This window comes from Streptomyces sp. SN-593 (assembly GCF_016756395.1).
Classification (GTDB): Bacteria; Actinomycetota; Actinomycetes; order Streptomycetales; family Streptomycetaceae; genus Actinacidiphila; species Actinacidiphila reveromycinica.
The window spans coordinates 4,984,310-5,001,916 of the sequence record NZ_AP018365.1; the positions used below are offsets into that span (position 1 = coordinate 4,984,310).

17 protein-coding genes are annotated in these 17,607 nt (G+C 73.3%); 13 read left to right on the forward strand and 4 right to left on the reverse strand.

Translation table 11 applies throughout. From position 1 onward, the window contains the following. The first annotated feature begins 147 nt into the window (after window positions 1–147). The 10 genes from RVR_RS21040 (at window position 148) to RVR_RS21085 (ending at window position 8,411) form a co-directional block, all read left to right on the forward strand. Window positions 148–1,038 (forward strand): Rossmann-like and DUF2520 domain-containing protein, encoded by an 891-nt coding sequence (locus RVR_RS21040; RefSeq protein WP_237404878.1) that lies wholly within the window; start codon window positions 148–150, stop codon window positions 1,036–1,038. Beyond that, window positions 1,035–1,907, forward strand: a complete 873-nt coding sequence (gene panC / locus RVR_RS21045) for a pantoate--beta-alanine ligase (RefSeq protein ID WP_202235334.1) — start codon at window positions 1,035–1,037, stop codon at window positions 1,905–1,907. Before RVR_RS21040 ends, panC begins: the two co-directional genes overlap by 4 nt. Next, on the forward strand, window positions 1,904–3,844 hold the full coding sequence (locus RVR_RS21050; RefSeq protein ID WP_202235335.1) for an L-aspartate oxidase: 1,941 nt from the start codon (window positions 1,904–1,906) through the stop codon (window positions 3,842–3,844). Before panC ends, RVR_RS21050 begins: the two co-directional genes overlap by 4 nt. 124 nt (window positions 3,845–3,968) lie before the next feature. Then, window positions 3,969–5,006 carry a carboxylating nicotinate-nucleotide diphosphorylase gene (gene nadC / locus RVR_RS21055; RefSeq protein ID WP_202235336.1) on the forward strand — a complete coding sequence of 346 codons (1,038 nt, stop codon included), beginning with the start codon at window positions 3,969–3,971 and terminating at the stop codon, window positions 5,004–5,006. Window positions 5,007–5,012: 6 nt separating this feature from the next. Beyond that, on the forward strand, window positions 5,013–5,810 hold the full coding sequence (locus RVR_RS21060) for a type III pantothenate kinase (protein ID WP_202235337.1): 798 nt from the start codon (window positions 5,013–5,015) through the stop codon (window positions 5,808–5,810). 215 nt (window positions 5,811–6,025) lie between these two features. Then, window positions 6,026–6,700 carry a hypothetical protein gene (locus tag RVR_RS21065; RefSeq protein WP_202235338.1) on the forward strand — a complete coding sequence of 225 codons (675 nt, stop codon included), beginning with the start codon at window positions 6,026–6,028 and terminating at the stop codon, window positions 6,698–6,700. 29 nt (window positions 6,701–6,729) lie between these two features. Next, window positions 6,730–6,906 carry a hypothetical protein gene (locus RVR_RS21070; RefSeq protein ID WP_202235339.1) on the forward strand — a complete coding sequence of 59 codons (177 nt, stop codon included), beginning with the start codon at window positions 6,730–6,732 and terminating at the stop codon, window positions 6,904–6,906. A 121-nt stretch (window positions 6,907–7,027) separates the two neighbouring features. Further along, window positions 7,028–7,423 (forward strand): BlaI/MecI/CopY family transcriptional regulator, encoded by a 396-nt coding sequence (locus tag RVR_RS21075; protein WP_202235340.1) that lies wholly within the window; start codon window positions 7,028–7,030, stop codon window positions 7,421–7,423. Window positions 7,424–7,433: 10 nt separating this feature from the next. Continuing rightward, window positions 7,434–7,952: an amino-acid N-acetyltransferase gene (locus tag RVR_RS21080; RefSeq protein ID WP_202235341.1), complete on the forward strand. Its 519-nt coding sequence runs from the start codon at window positions 7,434–7,436 to the stop codon at window positions 7,950–7,952. Window positions 7,953–8,072: 120 nt separating this feature from the next. Then, entirely contained in the window at window positions 8,073–8,411 is a 339-nt protein-coding gene (locus tag RVR_RS21085) for a histone-like nucleoid-structuring protein Lsr2 (protein ID WP_202235342.1), read from the forward strand. Here the strand turns inward: RVR_RS21085 and RVR_RS21090 are convergent. After that, window positions 8,342–8,926, reverse strand: a complete 585-nt coding sequence (locus tag RVR_RS21090; RefSeq protein WP_202235343.1) for an SCO3374 family protein — start codon at window positions 8,924–8,926, stop codon at window positions 8,342–8,344. The genes RVR_RS21085 and RVR_RS21090 overlap by 70 nt on opposite strands. A gap of 449 nt (window positions 8,927–9,375) precedes the next feature. On the opposite strand from RVR_RS21090, the gene RVR_RS21095 reads away from it, so the two are divergent. After that, window positions 9,376–11,895: an ATP-dependent Clp protease ATP-binding subunit gene (locus RVR_RS21095; protein WP_202235344.1), complete on the forward strand. Its 2,520-nt coding sequence runs from the start codon at window positions 9,376–9,378 to the stop codon at window positions 11,893–11,895. Window positions 11,896–12,052: 157 nt separating this feature from the next. Here RVR_RS21095 and RVR_RS21100 read toward each other — a convergent pair whose 3' ends face one another. Then, window positions 12,053–12,445 carry a trypco2 family protein gene (locus RVR_RS21100; RefSeq protein WP_237404879.1) on the reverse strand — a complete coding sequence of 131 codons (393 nt, stop codon included), beginning with the start codon at window positions 12,443–12,445 and terminating at the stop codon, window positions 12,053–12,055. A gap of 279 nt (window positions 12,446–12,724) precedes the next feature. On the opposite strand from RVR_RS21100, the gene RVR_RS21105 reads away from it, so the two are divergent. After that, window positions 12,725–13,459 carry a M23 family metallopeptidase gene (locus RVR_RS21105; protein ID WP_202235345.1) on the forward strand — a complete coding sequence of 245 codons (735 nt, stop codon included), beginning with the start codon at window positions 12,725–12,727 and terminating at the stop codon, window positions 13,457–13,459. Between the two features lie 145 nt (window positions 13,460–13,604). Here RVR_RS21105 and RVR_RS21110 read toward each other — a convergent pair whose 3' ends face one another. After that, window positions 13,605–14,189, reverse strand: coding sequence for a TetR/AcrR family transcriptional regulator (locus RVR_RS21110; protein ID WP_202235346.1), 585 nt, complete (start codon window positions 14,187–14,189; stop codon window positions 13,605–13,607). A gap of 207 nt (window positions 14,190–14,396) precedes the next feature. Between RVR_RS21110 and RVR_RS21115 the strand changes: the two genes are divergently transcribed. Further along, entirely contained in the window at window positions 14,397–15,989 is a 1,593-nt protein-coding gene (locus tag RVR_RS21115; RefSeq protein ID WP_202235347.1) for an MDR family MFS transporter, read from the forward strand. Between the two features lie 75 nt (window positions 15,990–16,064). Here the strand turns inward: RVR_RS21115 and RVR_RS21120 are convergent, their stop codons facing one another. Next, window positions 16,065–17,366, reverse strand: coding sequence for a sensor histidine kinase (locus RVR_RS21120; RefSeq protein WP_237404880.1), 1,302 nt, complete (start codon window positions 17,364–17,366; stop codon window positions 16,065–16,067). Window positions 17,367–17,607: the final 241 nt, after the last annotated feature.

Consider the following 17,607-nt stretch of genomic DNA (forward strand, 5'->3'; position numbering starts at 1 on the left):
CGGGCGCCCCCCGCGGGGCCCCGGGGAGCGGCGCAACCGGCCCCACCGGGCAGGTGGCCCCGGGGCCGGCGGGACGGGGCACCCGGGGGGTCACGGGGAAGACGTTCGCGTAAGGTTGACGAGAAGGGGTCGCCGAGGCTGGGAGGCGTGGTGGAGGAGAAACCCGCGAGGCTCACGGTGGGGGTGGTGGGTGCGGGCCGCGTCGGCCCGGTGCTGGCCGCCGCGCTCGCGCTGTCGGGGCACCGCCCGGTGGCCGCCAGCGGCGTGTCGGACGCGTCGCGGCGCCGCGCGGAGGCGCTGCTCCCGGGCGTCCCGCTGGTGGAGCCCGCCGCGGTGCTGGCCCAGGCGGACCTGGTGCTGCTCACGGTCCCCGACGACGCCCTGCCCGCGCTGGTGCGCGGCCTCGCCGAGACCGGCGCCGTACGGCCCGGCCAGTTGCTGGTGCACGCGTCGGGCCGCTACGGCACCGACGTGCTGGAGCCCGCGCTGCGCGCCGGGGCGCTGCCGCTCGCGCTGCACCCCGCGATGACCTTCACCGGCACGCCCGTGGACGTGCAGCGCCTGGCCGGCTGCTGCTTCGGCGTCACCGCCCCCGGGGAGCTGCGCACGGCCGCCGAGGCGCTGGTCATCGAGATGGGCGGTGAGCCCGAGTGGATCGAGGAGTCCGCCCGCCCGCTGTACCACGCGGCCCTCGCGATCGGCGCGAACCACCTGGTCACGCTCGTCGCCCAGGCGATGGACCTGCTGCGGCAGGCGGGCGTGCAGGAGCCGGGCCGGATGCTCGGCCCGCTGCTCGGGGCAGCGCTCGACAACGCGCTGCGCTCCGGCGACGCCGCCCTCACCGGTCCGGTGGCCCGCGGCGACGCCGGCACGGTCGCCGCCCACCTGGCCGAGCTGCGCGCCCGCGCGCCGGAGGACGTCGCGTCCTACGTGGCGATGGCCCGTGCGACCGCGGACCGCGCGCTCGCCAACGGAATGCTCAAGGCCGAATACGCGGAGGCGCTGCTCGGCGCCCTCGCCGACGGGGGGACCCGATGACCCGACTCGTCCACCGCGCGCGCGACCTGGCCCCCGCCACGGCCGTGGTCATGACCATGGGCGCGCTCCACGACGGCCACGCCGCCCTGATCCGCGCCGCCCGCGCGCACGCCGGCAGCGGCGTCGTGACCGTCACCGTCTTCGTCAACCCGCTCCAGTTCGGCCCCAACGAGGACCTCGACCGCTACCCGCGCACCCTGGAGGCGGACGTGAAGCTCGCCGAGGCGGCGGGCGCCGACCTCGTCTTCGCGCCCGGCGCCGACGAGGTGTACCCGGGCGGCCCGCCACAGGTGCGCCTGGCGGCCGGCCCGATGGGGGAGGGCTTCGAGGGCGCGTCCCGGCCCGGTCACTTCGACGGGATGCTCACCGTCGTCGCCAAGCTGCTGCACCTGACCAACCCGCTTCCCCCCGTGCCCGGGGCGGCCCGCACGGCCGCGTTCTTCGGGCAGAAGGACGCGCAGCAGCTCGCACTGGTCCGCCGGATGGCCACCGACCTGAACTTCCCGGTCGACATCGTCGCCGTGCCGACCGTCCGCGAGGACGACGGCGTGGCGCTGTCCAGCCGCAACCGCTACCTGTCGGACGCGGACCGGGTCTCGGCCCGGGCGCTGTCCCGCGCGCTGTTCGCCGGCCGCGACGCCGCCGCGGGCGGGCCGGGGGCGGTGCTCGACGCGGCCAGCGCCGTGCTGGACGCCGCCGCCTCGGCCGAGCCGCCGGTCGGCCTCGACTACCTGGCGCTGGTCGACCCCGCCACCTTCACCGCGGCCGCGCCGGACCACACCGGCCCGGCCGTGCTCGCCGTCGCCGCCAAGGTCGGCGGCACCCGGCTGATCGACAACCTCCCCCTGGAGTTCGGAGCCCCCGAATGACCACCTCACCCGCCGGTTCGCCCGGCCCCGCCGACCTCCCCGGCATACGCCTGCACGCCCCGGCCCCCGGCTGGTCGCTGGGCGCCGACGTGGTCGTGGTCGGCTCCGGCGTGGCCGGGCTGACCGTGGCGCTGCGCTGCGCCGCGGCCGGCGCGAAGGTCGTCGTGGTGACCAAGGCGCACCTGGACGACGGCTCCACCCGCTGGGCCCAGGGCGGGATCGCCGCCGCGCTCGGCGAGGGCGACACCCCGGCGCAGCACCTGGACGACACCCTGGTGGCCGGCGCCGGCCTGTGCGACGAGGACGCGGTGCGCCTCCTGGTCACCGAGGGCCCGGACGCGGTCCGCCGGCTCATCGCGACCGGCGCCCACTTCGACACCGACGAGGCCGGGTCGATCCTGCTCACCCGCGAGGGCGGGCACCACCGCCGCCGCATCGCCCACGCGGGCGGCGACGCGACCGGCGCCGAGGTCTCCCGCGCGCTGATCGCCGCGGTGGTGGACGCCGGCGGGCACGTCCCGCAGGAGGACGAGGACGCCTCCGACGCCGGGACCGGGACGCCGGCCGCGACCGGGACCGAGACCGCGACCGGGACCGAGACCGCGACCGGGACCTCGGCGGGAAGCGCGTCGGGAACCGGCGCGGGCGCGGGGAGCATCGAGTTCGTGGAGAACGCCCTCGTGCTCGACCTGCTCACCGACGCCGGCGGCCGTACCGCCGGCGTCACGCTGCACGTGATGGGCGAGGGCGCCCGCGACGGAGTGGGGTCGGTGCGCTCGCGCGCCGTGGTGCTGGCGACCGGCGGCATGGGCCAGGTCTTCTCCGCGACCACCAACCCGGCGGTGTCCACCGGCGACGGCGTGGCGCTGGCGCTGCGGGCCGGCGCCGAGGTGAGCGACCTGGAGTTCGTGCAGTTCCACCCGACCGTGCTGTGGCTGGGCCCGGACGCCGAGGGCCAGCAGCCGCTGGTGTCCGAGGCGGTCCGCGGCGAGGGCGCGCACCTGGTCGACGCCGACGGCGTGCGCTTCATGGTCGGGCAGCACGAACTCGCCGAACTGGCGCCGCGCGACGTCGTCGCCAAGGGCATCATGCGCCGGATGCGGGAGACCGGCGCCGCGCACATGTACCTCGACGCGCGGCACTTCGGCGCGCGGATGTGGGCCGAGCGGTTTCCGACCATCCTGGCCGCCTGCCGCGCGCACGGCATCGACCCGGTCACCGAGCCGATCCCGGTCGCACCGGCCGCCCACTACGCCTCCGGCGGGGTGCGCACCGACCTGCGCGGGCGGACCACCGTGCCGGGCCTGTACGCCTGCGGGGAAGTCGCCTGCACCGGTGTCCACGGCGCGAACCGGCTCGCCTCGAACTCCCTGCTGGAGGGGCTGGTCTTCGCCGAGCGGATCGCCGCCGACGTGGTGGCGGACACGGAGCCGGCGCCGGGCGAGCCGGTGCCGCCGGCCCCGTCGGGCGCCCCGCTGCTCGCCTCCGAGGCGCGCTACGAGGTGCAGCGGATCATGACCGCCGGCGCCGGGGTGCTGCGCAGCGCGGAGAGTCTCGCGACGGCCGCGGGCGCGCTGGAGCGGCTGCACACCGCGGCCGTGGAGGCGCACGAGCGGGACGGCAAGACCGCCGAGCCGTGCGTGGAGACGTGGGAGGCGACCAACCTGGGCCTGGTGGCCCGGGTGCTGGTGGCCGCGGCCCGGCGCCGCGAGGAGACCCGCGGCTGCCACTGGCGGGAGGACCGGCCCGACCGCGACGACCGGGACTGGCGCCGCCACCTGGTGGTGCGGCTCACCCCGCACGGCACCCTGGACGTGCGCGCCACCGACGGCCCCGCGCTGCCCTCCACCCGCCCCGGCGGGCGGCCGGCGGTCACCCCCGCCGCCGGGATCGGGGATGATGGGGCCGCCGCCGCACCGCGGCGGCCACGGCCGTGAGAGGTCGGCGCCGCGGCGCACGGCGGCGCGGACCGGCCGCGGGAGACGGCGGCACGCGCGAGCAGTGGACGCGGCACCGCAGGCGACAAGGCACGCAGCACACGCAGCACACGAAGGAGCTTCCGTGACACCCCCCGATGTCCCTGACCGGCCCCAGCCCGTCGCCCTTCCGCTGCCGACGCTCGGCCCGCCCGCCGAGTCCGCGGGCGGCGGCTGCGGTGACGGCTGCGGCTGCGGCGACGCCCCCGACCCGTACGACCTCGACCCGCTGGAGTGCGGCCTCGACCCGGACCTCGCGGCGCTGATCGTGGACGCCGGCCTGGACCCCGTACAGGTCGAGGACATCGCGCACATGGCGATCGAGGAGGACCTCGACCAGGGCGTGGACGTCACCACGGTGGCGACCGTGCCCGAGGACGTCTTCTCCACCGGGGACTTCACCGCGCGCGAGGCCGGCACCGTGGCGGGGCTGCGGGTCGCCGAGGCGGTGCTGTCGGTGGTGTGCACCGACGAGTTCGAGGTGGAGCGGCACGTCGAGGACGGCGACCGGGTCGCGGCCGGGCAGAAGCTGCTGACGGTGCGCACCCGCACCCGGGACCTGCTCACCGCCGAGCGCAGCGCGCTGAACCTGCTGTGCCGGCTGTCCGGCATCGCCACGGCGACCCGCGCCTGGGCCGACGCCCTGGAGGGCACCGGGGCGAAGGTGCGCGACACCCGCAAGACCACCCCGGGGCTGCGCGCGCTGGAGAAGTACGCGGTGCGCTGCGGGGGCGGCGCCAACCACCGGATGTCGCTGTCGGACGCGGCCCTGGTCAAGGACAACCACGTGGTCGCCGCGGGGGGTGTCGCGGCCGCCTTCAAGCTGGTCCGCGCCGAGTTCCCCGAGGTGCCGATCGAGGTCGAGGTGGACACCCTGCACCAGGTCCGCGAGGTGCTCGACGCCGGCGCCGACCTGATCCTGCTGGACAACTTCACCCCCGCCGAGACCGCGGAGGCGGTCGCGGTCGTCGGCGGCCGGGCGCTGCTGGAGTCCTCGGGCCGGCTCACGCTGGACAACGCGCGCGCCTACGCCGACACCGGGGTCGACTTCCTGGCGGTCGGCGCGCTCACCCACTCCTCCCCGATCCTCGACATCGGCCTCGACCTGCGAGCGGAAGCGTAGAGGCGGATGCTGCTCACCATCGACGTCGGCAACACCCACACCGTGCTCGGGCTCTTCGACGGCGAGGAGATCGTCGAGCACTGGCGGATCTCCACCGATCCGCGCCGCACCGCCGACGAACTGGCGGTCCTGCTCCAGGGCCTGATGGGCATGCACCCGCTGCTCGGCGACCTCGGTGACGGCATCGACGGCATCTCCATCTGCTCCACGGTGCCGTCGGTGCTGCACGAGCTGCGCGAGGTGACCCGGCGGTACTACGGCGACGTGCCGGCGGTCCTCGTGGAACCCGGCGTCAAGACCGGCGTGCCGATCCTCGTCGACCACCCCAAGGAGGTCGGCTCCGACCGGATCATCAACTCGCTCGCCGCGGTGCACCTCTACGGCGGCCCGTGCATCGTGGTCGACTTCGGCACCGCCACCACCTTCGACGCGGTCACCGCGCGCGGGGAGTACGTCGGCGGCGCGATCGCCCCCGGCATCGAGATCTCGGTCGACGCGCTCGGCATGCGCGGCGCCCAGCTCCGCAAGATCGAGCTGGCCCGGCCGCGCAGCGTCATCGGCAAGAACACCATCGAGGCGATGCAGTCGGGCATCCTCTACGGCTTCGCCGGGCAGGCCGACGGCATCGCCGAGCGGATGGCGCGCGAGCTGGCCGACGACCCCGACGACGTCACGGTGATCGCCACCGGCGGCCTGGCCCCGCTGGTGCTGGGCGAGGCGTCCCTCATCGACGCGCACGAGCCGTGGCTCACCCTCATCGGGCTGCGCCTGGTCTACGCCCGCAACGCCCCGCCGACCGCCTGAGCCGCCCGGCCCCGACACCCCGCCGCCCCCCGTGCCGCCCGAAGCGGCGCGGGGGGCGGCGCGGTCTCCGGGCGCGGCGTCGGGGCGCGTTCTCCAGGGCGCGGGCGGTGCCGGGCCGGGTGGGCTTCCCGGCGAGCCGCGCGGCGATACGTGAGGTTTGTCCGCTTAACGATTAATGTCCATGCATGCCCACGCCACATGGAAACCGAGGGGGAATGGCGTTCAGCGCGGACGAGGTGCGCGTGCTGCGGCGCGCGCTCGCGGAGGTGCTGGGCCCGCGCGCGACGGCGGGACCGCCCGCCGTGGTGGTCGCGCCGCGCTCCGCGGAGCACGTCCAGGACTGCCTGCGCCTCGCCGAGGGCCTGGACGACGCGGTACGGGAGGCGGGCCGGATGCGCGCCTTCCACCTGGCCGAGCTGCACCGCTACCGCCTGGCGCTGCCCGGCGCGGCGAGCGGCTACCTGGACCGCCTGGCCGCCGCCCTCGACGGCGGCCACCTGCCCGGTCCCGACGACCTCGCCGCCCTGCGCCGGCTGCGCGCCCAGTCCACCGGAACCCCGGAGCACCGCCGCCGTACCGCCCTGCTGCACCGCTGCGAGACCCTCGCGGAGAACGACGTACGCCAGCGTCTGGAGGCCCACATGCCCGCCCCGCGCCGCCTGCTGTCCCTGCCCCTGCCGGCCCCGGCCGCCGCAGGCGAGGGCGACCGCCCCAAGCCCCGCCCCGCTCCGGCCCCCGCCCCCGCCCCGGCGCCGGGCGGCAAGCCGAAGCCGGCCGCCCCGCCGCCCGCCGCCGAACCCCGCGACCCGGGCCGCCGCACCCCCACCCCGGCCGAGATCTGGCCGCCCCGCCGCAGGGACCGCAAACCGGACGAGGCCCGCTCCGCCTAGCGGAGGAGGGGGTGGCTACGCTGGGCGGTATGGACTACATCTCGGCCATCGTGCCGCCGCTGGTGATGGCGGTGCTCTTCACCGCCCTGATCGTCACCATCGTCAGGAACCAGGGCGGTGCCAACAAGGCCAAGGAGGACGCGGCCGTGGACGCCGCGCTCGCCGCCGCCGACGCCTCCCGGACCGCCACCCCCGAAGAGCGCTGACCGGCCGGGGCGCGCCGGGCAGCGGCGCGTCGGCCCCCGCTCCGCCGCCTCCCGGCCGCCCCGGGGCCGCGAAGAGCGGTAATTACGACATTCGTCGCGTTCCGCCCGTAGTATTTCCGGTGTGCCCCGACCACTCGGAGAACTCGAAGACGCCGTGATGACCCGGGTGTGGGAGTGGAACCGCGCGGTCACGGTTCGTGAGGTACTCGAAGACCTCTCACGGGATCGTTCCATCGCCTACACAACGGTGATGACCGTAATGGACAACCTCCGGCAGAAGGGGTGGCTGCGCCGCGAGGCGGAAGGCCGCGCATATCGCTATGAGGCGGTATCGACGCGTGCGGCGTACTCGGCCGCACTGATGAACGAAGCCTGGGCGGCGAGCGACAACCCGGCCGAGGCCCTCGTCCACTTCTTCGGCATGATGACCCCGGAACAGCGCGAGGCCGTGCGGGACGCATTGCGCATCATCCAGTCCGTGGACCCTGGCGGACCGGAGGAACCCGAAGGACGATAGCGTCCGCCCCATGCCCCTGATGTCGAATGACGTGACGATCCGCCGGGCCCGAACCGGCGATGTCCCCGCTCTGCGGCGGCTGCTGGACTCCTATGCCCAGGACGGCATCCTGCTCGACAAGGCCACGGTGACCCTTTATGAGGACATCCAGGAGTTCTGGGTCGCCGAACGCGACGAGGACGCCGACGTCGTCGCCTGCGGCGCGCTGCACGTGATGTGGGAGGACCTGGCCGAGGTCAGGACGCTCGCCGTGCACCGCTCGCTGCGGGGGGCCGGTGTCGGGCACCAGTTGCTGGCCAAGTTGCTGCACACTGCACGCTGGCTCGGCGTCAGGCGTATTTTCTGCCTCACCTTCGAAGTCGACTTCTTCGCACGGCACGGCTTCGTGGAGATCGGCGAGACGCCGGTGGACGGCGATGTCTTCGGCGAGCTGCTCCGTTCCAATGACGAGGGCGTCGCCGAGTTCCTCGACCTGGAGCGAGTGAAACCCAACACCTTGGGTAACAGCCGGATGCTGCTGCAACTCTGAGACCGGTATGTCCGGATCGCGCTGGCGCACGGGGGAGCCACTTCGCGCAAGGGGTTTGTGTTTTTCGGTGAAAGGCGCTTTGCTTTTACCGTTAATCCGTTTTCGATGAAAGGGAAGCCGGTGGCACAGAAGGTTCAGGTCCTTCTTGTGGACGACCTCGACGGTGGCGAGGCCGACGAGACGGTGACGTTCGCGCTCGACGGTGTGACGTACGAGATCGACCTCACCACGGAGAATGCCGACAAGCTGCGCGGGCTGCTCAACCCGTACACGGACAGTGGCCGCCGTACCGGGGGCCGTGCCGGGCGCGGCCGCACCAAGGCCGTGCGCGGTGGCAGCAGCTCCAGCCAGGACACCGCGAAGATCCGCGCGTGGGCCAAGGAGAAGGGCTACGACGTCAACGACCGCGGTCGCGTGCCCGCCACCATCCGTGAGGCGTACGAGAAGGCCCACGGCTGATCCGGGCAGCGCGCCCGCAGCGCGACGCGGTGGCAGGCGGTGGCCAGGGCGGCCACCAGCACGGTGAGCCCGACGGGAACCCCCGTTTCGTCGGCCTCCCGGGCGACGCGCAGCGCGGGCACGGTCGACTCCACGTCGAACCCGGGCCGAGGAGGCCGCAGCCACACCGGCGCCGACCGGTCGTACGCGGCCTCCCTGCGGTCCCACTCCGGGTGCGCGGGGGCCCGCAGGGTCTGCCCGGCGCCCAGGGCCCTCAGGTCCAGCTCGATGCCCCCCCACTGAAGCCACTCCAGCAGTCCGGGCAGTTCCTCGGCCGTCCCCGCGGCGACCAGCAGCCGCACCCGGTGGCCGTCCAGCGCCACCGGGCCGAGCAGGTCCGGACGGGAGAACCGGCTCAGCATCGCGAAGCCCGCCTCCGCCGGCGCGTCGAGCGCGTCGAACCGCATCCCCGTGACCAGCGCCGGGGGCGGGCCCCCGGCCGTCGGCCACTCCAGTTCGTGTTCGTACCAGCCCATGACGTGGTCAACTGCCGCCCCGCGCCGCCGGTTACGTATCGTCGGGACTCGAACACACCTGGTGATGGCGGCGGTCGCGGCGGGCCGGAGGGCGTTCGGCGTGGCCGGAAATGGGCACGCGGTGTTCGCCCGTAGCGCAGAGCGGAGTGTCCGCGCGGTGTGGATTGTCGGCGACCGAGGGTAAGAAGTACCTAGTGGGAAGGGCTGGTGTTCGAGCAGGCGGGGCGGGCGTTCGCCACGGGCGTACTGATTGGAAGGGCATTCGCCTGGCCTGCGGGAACATCGTCTCGCACCATCGAGGTTGTGGGAGTGACGTCAGCCGGTTGCGCGGCTTTCCCCGTGAGAGCGGGGGTGATTCGTGAGCGGCGCCGCTGTGCGGGACTAGCATGCGGAAGGACAGGGAGGGGACCGACCCCTCACTGCCCGACCGCTCTGAGGAGCGATTAACGATGTTCGAGAGGTTCACCGACCGCGCGCGGCGGGTTGTCGTCCTGGCTCAGGAAGAAGCCCGGATGCTCAACCACAACTACATCGGCACCGAGCACATCCTCCTGGGCCTGATCCACGAGGGTGAGGGTGTCGCCGCTAAGGCCCTGGAGAGCCTCGGGATTTCTCTTGAGGCGGTCCGCCAGCAGGTGGAGGAGATCATCGGGCAGGGGCAGCAGGCCCCGTCCGGCCACATCCCCTTCACTCCCCGTGCCAAGAAGGTGCTGGAGCTGTCGCTCCGCGAGGCCCTTCAGCTCGGCCACAACTACATCGGCACCGAGCACATCCTGCTCGGCCTGATCCGCGAGGGCGAGGGCGTCGCCGCCCAGGTCCTGGTGAAGCTGGGCGCCGATCTCAACCGGGTCAGGCAGCAGGTCATCCAGCTTCTGTCCGGCTACTCCGGCGGGAAGGAGTCGGCCACGGCCGGCGGGCCGGCCGAGGGCACCCCCTCGACCTCGCTCGTGCTGGACCAGTTCGGCCGCAACCTCACCCAGGCCGCTCGTGAGACCAAGCTCGACCCGGTGATCGGGCGCGAGAAGGAGATCGAGCGGGTCATGCAGGTGCTGTCCCGCCGCACCAAGAACAACCCGGTGCTCATCGGCGAGCCCGGTGTCGGCAAGACCGCCGTCGTGGAGGGCCTGGCCCAGGCGATCGTCAAGGGCGAGGTGCCCGAGACGCTGAAGGACAAGCAGCTCTACACGCTCGACCTCGGCGCCCTGGTGGCCGGCTCGCGGTACCGCGGTGACTTCGAGGAGCGCCTGAAGAAGGTGCTCAAGGAGATCCGCACCCGCGGCGACATCATCCTGTTCATCGACGAGCTGCACACCCTGGTGGGCGCCGGCGCGGCCGAGGGCGCGATCGACGCGGCCTCGATCCTGAAGCCGATGCTGGCCCGCGGCGAGCTGCAGACCATCGGTGCCACCACGCTCGACGAGTACCGCAAGTACCTGGAGAAGGACGCGGCCCTGGAGCGCCGCTTCCAGCCGATCCAGGTCGCGGAGCCGTCGCTGCCGCACACCATCGAGATCCTCAAGGGCCTGCGGGACCGGTACGAAGCCCACCACCGCGTCTCCATCACCGACGAGGCCCTGGTGCAGGCCGCCACGCTCGCCGACCGCTACATCTCCGACCGGTTCCTGCCGGACAAGGCGATCGACCTGATCGACGAGGCGGGCTCGCGGATGCGCATCCGCCGGATGACCGCGCCGCCGGACCTGCGCGAGTTCGACGAGAAGATCGCCGAGGTGCGCCGGGAGAAGGAGTCCGCGATCGACTCGCAGGACTTCGAGAAGGCCGCCTCCCTGCGGGACAACGAGAAGCAGCTCCTCGCCGCGAAGTCCAAGCGGGAGAAGGAGTGGAAGGCCGGCGACATGGACGTCGTCGCGGAGGTCGACGGCGAGCTGATCGCCGAGGTCCTGGCCACCGCCACCGGCATCCCGGTCTTCAAGCTGACCGAGGAGGAGTCCACCCGGCTGCTGCACATGGAGGACGAGCTCCACCGCCGCATCATCGGGCAGGTGGACGCGGTCAAGGCGCTCTCCAAGGCGATCCGCCGCACCCGCGCCGGCCTGAAGGACCCCAAGCGTCCCGGCGGCTCGTTCATCTTCGCCGGCCCGTCCGGCGTCGGTAAGACCGAGCTGTCCAAGGCGCTCGCCGAGTTCCTCTTCGGCGACGAGGACGCGCTGATCTCGCTCGACATGTCCGAGTTCAGCGAGAAGCACACCGTCTCGCGGCTCTTCGGCTCCCCGCCCGGATACGTCGGGTACGAGGAGGGCGGCCAGCTCACCGAGAAGGTGCGCCGCAAGCCGTTCTCGGTCGTGCTCTTCGACGAGGTCGAGAAGGCCCACCCGGACATCTTCAACAGCCTGCTGCAGATCCTGGAGGACGGTCGGCTGACCGACTCCCAGGGCCGGGTGGTGGACTTCAAGAACACCGTCATCATCATGACCACCAACCTCGGCACCCGGGACATCTCCAAGGGCTTCAACCTGGGCTTCGCCGCCCAGGGCGACACCAAGTCCGGGTACGAGCGGATGAAGAACAAGGTCAGCGACGAGCTCAAGCAGCACTTCCGCCCCGAGTTCCTCAACCGTGTGGACGACGTGATCGTCTTCCCGCAGCTCAGCCAGGAGGACATCCTCCAGATCGTCGACCTGATGATCGGAGCGGTGGACGAGCGGCTGCGCGACCGCGACATGGGCATCGAGCTGAGCCTGGAGGCCAAGGAGCTGCTCTCCAAGCACGGGTACGACCCGGTGCTCGGCGCCCGGCCGCTGCGCCGGACCATCCAGCGCGAGATCGAGGACACGCTCTCGGAGAAGATCCTCTTCGGCGAGCTGCGTCCCGGCCACATCGTGGTCGTCGATGTCGAGGGCGAAGGCGAGGCGGCGAAGTTCACCTTCCGCGGCGAGGAGAAGGTCACCGTGGCCGACGCCCCGCCGGTGGAGACGGCCGGCGGCGCGCCGAACCTCTCCAAGGAGTGACACCGCGCTCGACCTGAGTCGAGCCCGCCCGGCCCCGGCCCCCGCAAGGGGAGCCGGGGCCGGGCGTTTTTCCGCCGGGGCCCTCCGGCGCACCTGGGGGTGCCGTCAGGGCCGCGCCCCGGGTCGTGCCGGCGCCGGGTGCGCGGGCACGACCCGGTCAGCTCTCGTACCGCAGGCTCGACGCGCCGCCGTCCGGGGCGCCGATCAGGAGGTGGCCGCCGGTCGCCGACTTCGGGTGCAGGGTCAGGGAGACGGTGTGGGTGGTGCCGGAGCTGCGGGAGCCCTCGGCCCCCGCCTCGACGATCCACGCCTTGACGCCGCCGCGGCCGCTGCTGGTCCGCTGCAACTGCACCGTGAACTCCATGTGGATCTCGCCGACCTCGAAGCGTACGTCCGCGCCGGCGCCGCGCACGGCGCCCGCCATCAGCCCGGCGCGCACCGCCTCGACGGCGTCGGCCAGCTCCATGCCGGTCAGCGCCGACGCGGACTCGTGCGGCGCCGGCCCGTGCTGCGTGGAGGCGTTCGGCGCGGATTCGTGCGGTGCGGTCATGGTCCCCCCTCTGGACTCCGCGGAAAGGCGTTCCCACGGTAGTGCCGGTGAGGTGTCCCACGTGACGCGGACCACTTACTAAGGGAAATAGTGCGGGTGGAGCGGGGCGCGACCCACAGGGAAGACCTATCGGGCAATTCGGACACAAAGCATCTTTTCGGCTACGAATGTGCGTAGTAAGGGGGGTCCTTGCCTGCGTCCGGAATGCCGGGTTACCAAGGATTCGCGACGGACCGCTGCCGGATTCGTCGCTCCCCCATCCAGTGAGGTCATTCCTTCATGCGCAAGAACTCCACGACGCAGAACCGCACCCGCAGCACCGTCACCCGCGGCCGGGTCGCCGTAGTGGGCGGCGGCCTGTTGGTGTCGCTCGCGCTGGGCTCTACGGCGGCGTTCGCCGCCACGTCGCACCCCTCGACCCAGGACACCGCGGGCTTCATGACGGCAGGCACGGCCGCCGGCGTCTCGAACGCCGTGCACGCCGAGACCGTCGCCCACAAGACGACCGCGGCCCAGACGGCGGCCCAGACCGCGGCCAAGGCCAAGGCGTCCGCGAAGGCCAAGGCCGCGGCGAAGGCCAAGGCGGCCGCCAAGGCCAAGAAGCTCCAGGCGTCCTGGGTCACGCCGGTCACCGGCTACACGCTGGGCGCGGGCTACGCGCAGGCGGGCCCGCACTGGATCCACACCCACTCCGGTCAGGACTTCGTGGTCAACAGCGGCACCACCGTGCGCGCCGCGCACAGCGGCACCGTGGTGACCGCCGGCTGGGGCGGCGCCTACGGCAACAACATCGTGATCAAGCACGGCTCGCACCTGTACACGCAGTACGGCCACCTGTCGAAGATCGGCGTGCACGTCGGCGAGCACGTGAACACCGCGGAGAAGATCGGCCTGTCCGGCTCCACCGGCAACTCGACCGGCCCGCACCTGCACTTCGAGGTCCGGACCACGCCGTACTACGGCTCCTCGGTCGAGCCGCTGCACTTCCTGCGCGCGCACGGCGTCAACCCGTAAGGCGGGCACGACCCACGAAATGAGGACCCGGGCACCGGTCGGTGCCCGGGTCCTCGCCGTGCGGTCCGGTCGCGTCGGTTCTCGTCCGGTCCCGTCGGGCCCCGTCCGGCTCTGTCCGGCTCTGTCCAGTCCCGTCGGGCCTCCGTCAGGCCCTGGTCAGGTCGGATTCCGCCTGGGCGACCAGGTCGAGGGCGACCGCGAGGATGGCTCCCCGCTTCTCCTCGGCGTCGCCCTCGACGCTCTGCATGACGTGCATCCCGGCGTGCATCGAGAACAGCGCGGTCATCGAGCGGATCTGCGCCGTCAGGGGCGCGTCCGGCTCCGTGAGCAGTTCGCTGAGCGCCTTTATCCGGGTCTTGAAGGACTCGCCGATCGCGAGGTCGCGGACCGTGGCCTGGTTCTCCTGGAGGAACCGGAAGAGGTCGGCGGCGCCCCACAGGGCGTCGCAGTAGCGGCGCAGCACCTCCTGCTTGGTCTCCAGCGTGCGCGGCTGCCCCTGTGCCCAGGTGATCAGCTCGTCGATCGGCGCCATGAGGTCCGCCGAGATGCTGATCAGGATGTCTTCCTTGGTCTTGAAGTGGTAGTACAGCGCGGCCTTGGTGACGTGCAGCCGCTCGGCGATCTCCCGCAGCGACGTCTTCTCGTACCCCTGCTCGGCGAAGAGCTTCAGGGCGACGTCCTGGATGCGGTGGCGCGTGTCGCTGCGCCGGGTCTGGTGCGGTGTGGCCATGGCGGTCGCTCTCCTGCTGCACTACGCGTGACCTCGGCCGGCCACGGCGTGACGGGCCCCTTCACGGTAGGCCCTGCCACGACCTTACGCACTTACTTGACGCCCGGCTAGTTGGCACCGTACGTTGCTCCCTGACCAGAGCTAGCCGGGCGGCAAGTAAGTTCACTGAACGACTCCGCCCTCCTCCCGGAGGAAGGAACGCCGGCCATGACCCAGACGCAAGCGCCGCGCACCCACCAACCGCCCGCCGACGCGGAACCGCGCCAGCGCAGCGTGCGGGTGGTGATGGGGGGCCTGCTCATCGCCATGCTGCTCGCGATGCTCGACAACATGATCGTGGGCACCGCGATGCCCACGATCGTCGGCGAGCTGGGCGGCCTGGACCACCTGTCGTGGGTGGTCACCGCCTACACGCTGGCCACCGCCGCCTCCACCCCGATCTGGGGCAAGCTCGGCGACATGTACGGCCGCAAGGGCGTCTTCCTCACCTCGATCGTGCTGTTCCTGGTCGGCTCGGCGCTGTCGGGCATGTCCCAGTCGATGGACCAGCTCATCGCGTTCCGCGCGGTCCAGGGCCTGGGCGCCGGCGGCCTGATGGTGGGCGTGATGGCGATCATGGGCGACCTCGTCCCGCCCCGCGAGCGCGGCAAGTACCAGGGCATGATCGCCGGCGTGATGGCCGTGGCGATGATCGGCGGCCCGCTGGTCGGCGGCACCATCACCGACAACTGGGGCTGGCGCTGGAGTTTCTACATCAACCTGCCGATCGGCGCGGTCGCCCTCGCCGTGATCACGGCGGTGCTGCACCTGCCCCGCCGCAAGCCCGGCGGCGCGGCCAGGATCGACTACCTCGGCGCCGCGCTGCTCACCGTCGCGATCACCTCGCTGGTGCTGCTGACCACCTGGGGCGGCACGCAGTACGCCTGGGGCTCCGCGCAGATCCTCGGCCTGCTGGTGCTCGGCGTGGTCGCGCTGGCCGGCTTCCTGTTCACCGAGACCCGCGCCGCCGAGCCGGTGCTGCCGCTGCGCATCTTCCGCAACCGCAACTTCTCGCTGATCTCGGTGGTCGGCTTCCTCGTCGGCTTCACGATGTTCGGCGCGATGACCTTCCTGCCGCTCTACCAGCAGACCGTGCAGGGCGCCTCCGCCACCAACTCCGGCCTGCTCCTGCTGCCGATGCTGCTGGCGATGATGGCCGTGTCGATGGTCGCCGGCCGGCTGACCACCAGCACCGGCCGGTACAAGGTCTTCCCGATCGTCGGCGGCGTGCTGATCACCGTCGGGCTCTACCTGCTGTCCACCATGGGCGTCGACACCTCCCGCACCACCTCGGGCCTGTTCATGGCCGTGCTGGGCGCCGGCATGGGCTGCGTCATGCAGATCACCATGCTGGTGGCGCAGAACAGCGTCGAGATGCGGGACATGGGCGTCGGCTCCTCCTCCGCGACGCTCTTCCGCACCATCGGCGGCTCCTTCGGCGTCTCGCTCTTCGGCGCGCTGTTCTCCCACCGGGTCCAGGACGTCATGACCGCGCGCCTGGGCGGCAAGGGCTCGGCCGCGCTCGGCGGCGGCGCCCAGCTCGACCCCAAGGCGGTGGCCCGGCTGTCGGCCGGTGTGAAGGACGGGTACTTCCACGCGGTGTCCTCCGGCACCCACCAGGTCTTCCTGTGGGGTGCGGTGGTCAGCGTGGTCGCCTTCGTCGCCGCGCTGTTCGTCGTCGAGACCCCGCTGCGGGGCGCCGCCCCCAAGGCCGGGGAAGCGGCGGACGGCGACGTCCCGGCTCCGGTCGAGGTGATCTGACGGCGGGGGCGCCGGGCCCCGGCGGCGCGTCGCGCGGGGGGGTACGGGCCCGGCGGTGCGTCGCGCGGTGGTCCCTCAGCGGCCGGGCCGGGGGGCCTCGCCGCGCGGGAGCAGCAACTGCGCGACGGCGCCGCCGCCGTCGGACGCCGCGGCGTTGCGGAAGGTGAGGCGGGCGCCCAGGACGCGGGTCTGGCCGACCGCGATCGTCAGGCCCAGCCCGTGGCCGCCGCCGGCCCGGTCGCTGCGGCCGGTACGGAACCGGCTGGGCCCCTCGCGCAGCAGGTCGGCGGGGAAGCCGGGCCCGTGGTCGCGGACGCGGACCGCGGCGCCGTCGACCCGGACCTCGATCGTCGGCGCGCCGTGCCGCAGCGCGTTGGCCAGCAGGTTGCCGAGCACCCGCTCCAGACGGCGCGGGTCGGTCCGCACCACGGCGTCCTCGGCGACGACCACCTCGGCGCCGGGCGCGAGCGCGGCCACCCGGCGGCGGACGAAGTCGCCGAGTGCGATGTCCTGGAGCTCGGGGTGCTCGGCGGCGCCGTCCAGCCGGGCCACCTCCAGGACGTCCTCCACGAGGGTGCGCAGCGCGTGCACCCGGTCCCGCACCAGCTCGGCGGGGCGGCCGGGCGGCAGCAGCTCCGCGGCGGTGACCAGGCCGGTGACGGGGGTGCGCAGCTCGTGCGCGATGTCGGCGGTGACCCGTCGCTCGGCCTCCAGCCGTAGCTGGAGCGCGTCGGCCATGCCGTCGACCGCGCGGGCCAGCTCGTCGGTCTCGTCGCGGACCCGGCGGCCTCCGATCGCCTCGCGCACCCGCACCTCGGTGTCGCCGTCGGCGACCTTGCGGGCCGCGATCGCGGCCTTGCGCAGCCGGCGCGACATCCGGCCGCCGATCAGCACCCCGATCGCGGTGCCGCCGACCACCACCGCGATCGAGCCGGCGATGAGCGCCTGGTCGAGGTCGACCAGCACCGAGTAGCGGTCGCTGAAGGCGCTCTTGAGCGACAGCACGTGACCGCCGCCGGCCGGGGTCTCGGCCCACACCGTGGGGGCGTCGTGGTGGTCGGCGGCGACGTAGGTGGCCCGCTGGCCCTTGGCGGCGTACCGCTTGAGGGCCGGGGGCAGGCCGGGGTCGTCCAGCCGGGCGTAGAAGACCAGCCGGCCGGTGGCCTCGTAGATCCGCAGCGCGGACTGGACGCGCTCGTCCTGGACGTCGCGGGTGGAGTTGATCATGCTGACCCGGGCCGCGTTGTGCACCACGAGGCTGAGGGTGAGGACGACCAGGGCGGAGACCGCGGCGATGGCCGCGCTGATCTTCCAGCGCAGGCCGCGGCGCAGGAGGAGGCGGCGCGGCAGCGGGTGGCGGCGCAGTGTGCGGCGCACCCGACGGGCCAGGCGGGCGCAGGACCGCCCGAGGCGGACCGGCGGGCGGGAGCGGGCCGGCGGGCGGAAGCGAGCCGTCCCGCCGGCCGCCGTCCCTCGGGCCCCGTCACCGGACCCGTCGCCGGCCCTGCCGGCCGGCACCTCCCCGAGCACGCCCCCGGGCACATCTCCGGGCCCGCCTCCGGCCGGGTACGCGCCCGCCAGGGGCTCGACACGGTCGCGGAGCGGCTCGGAGGCGGCC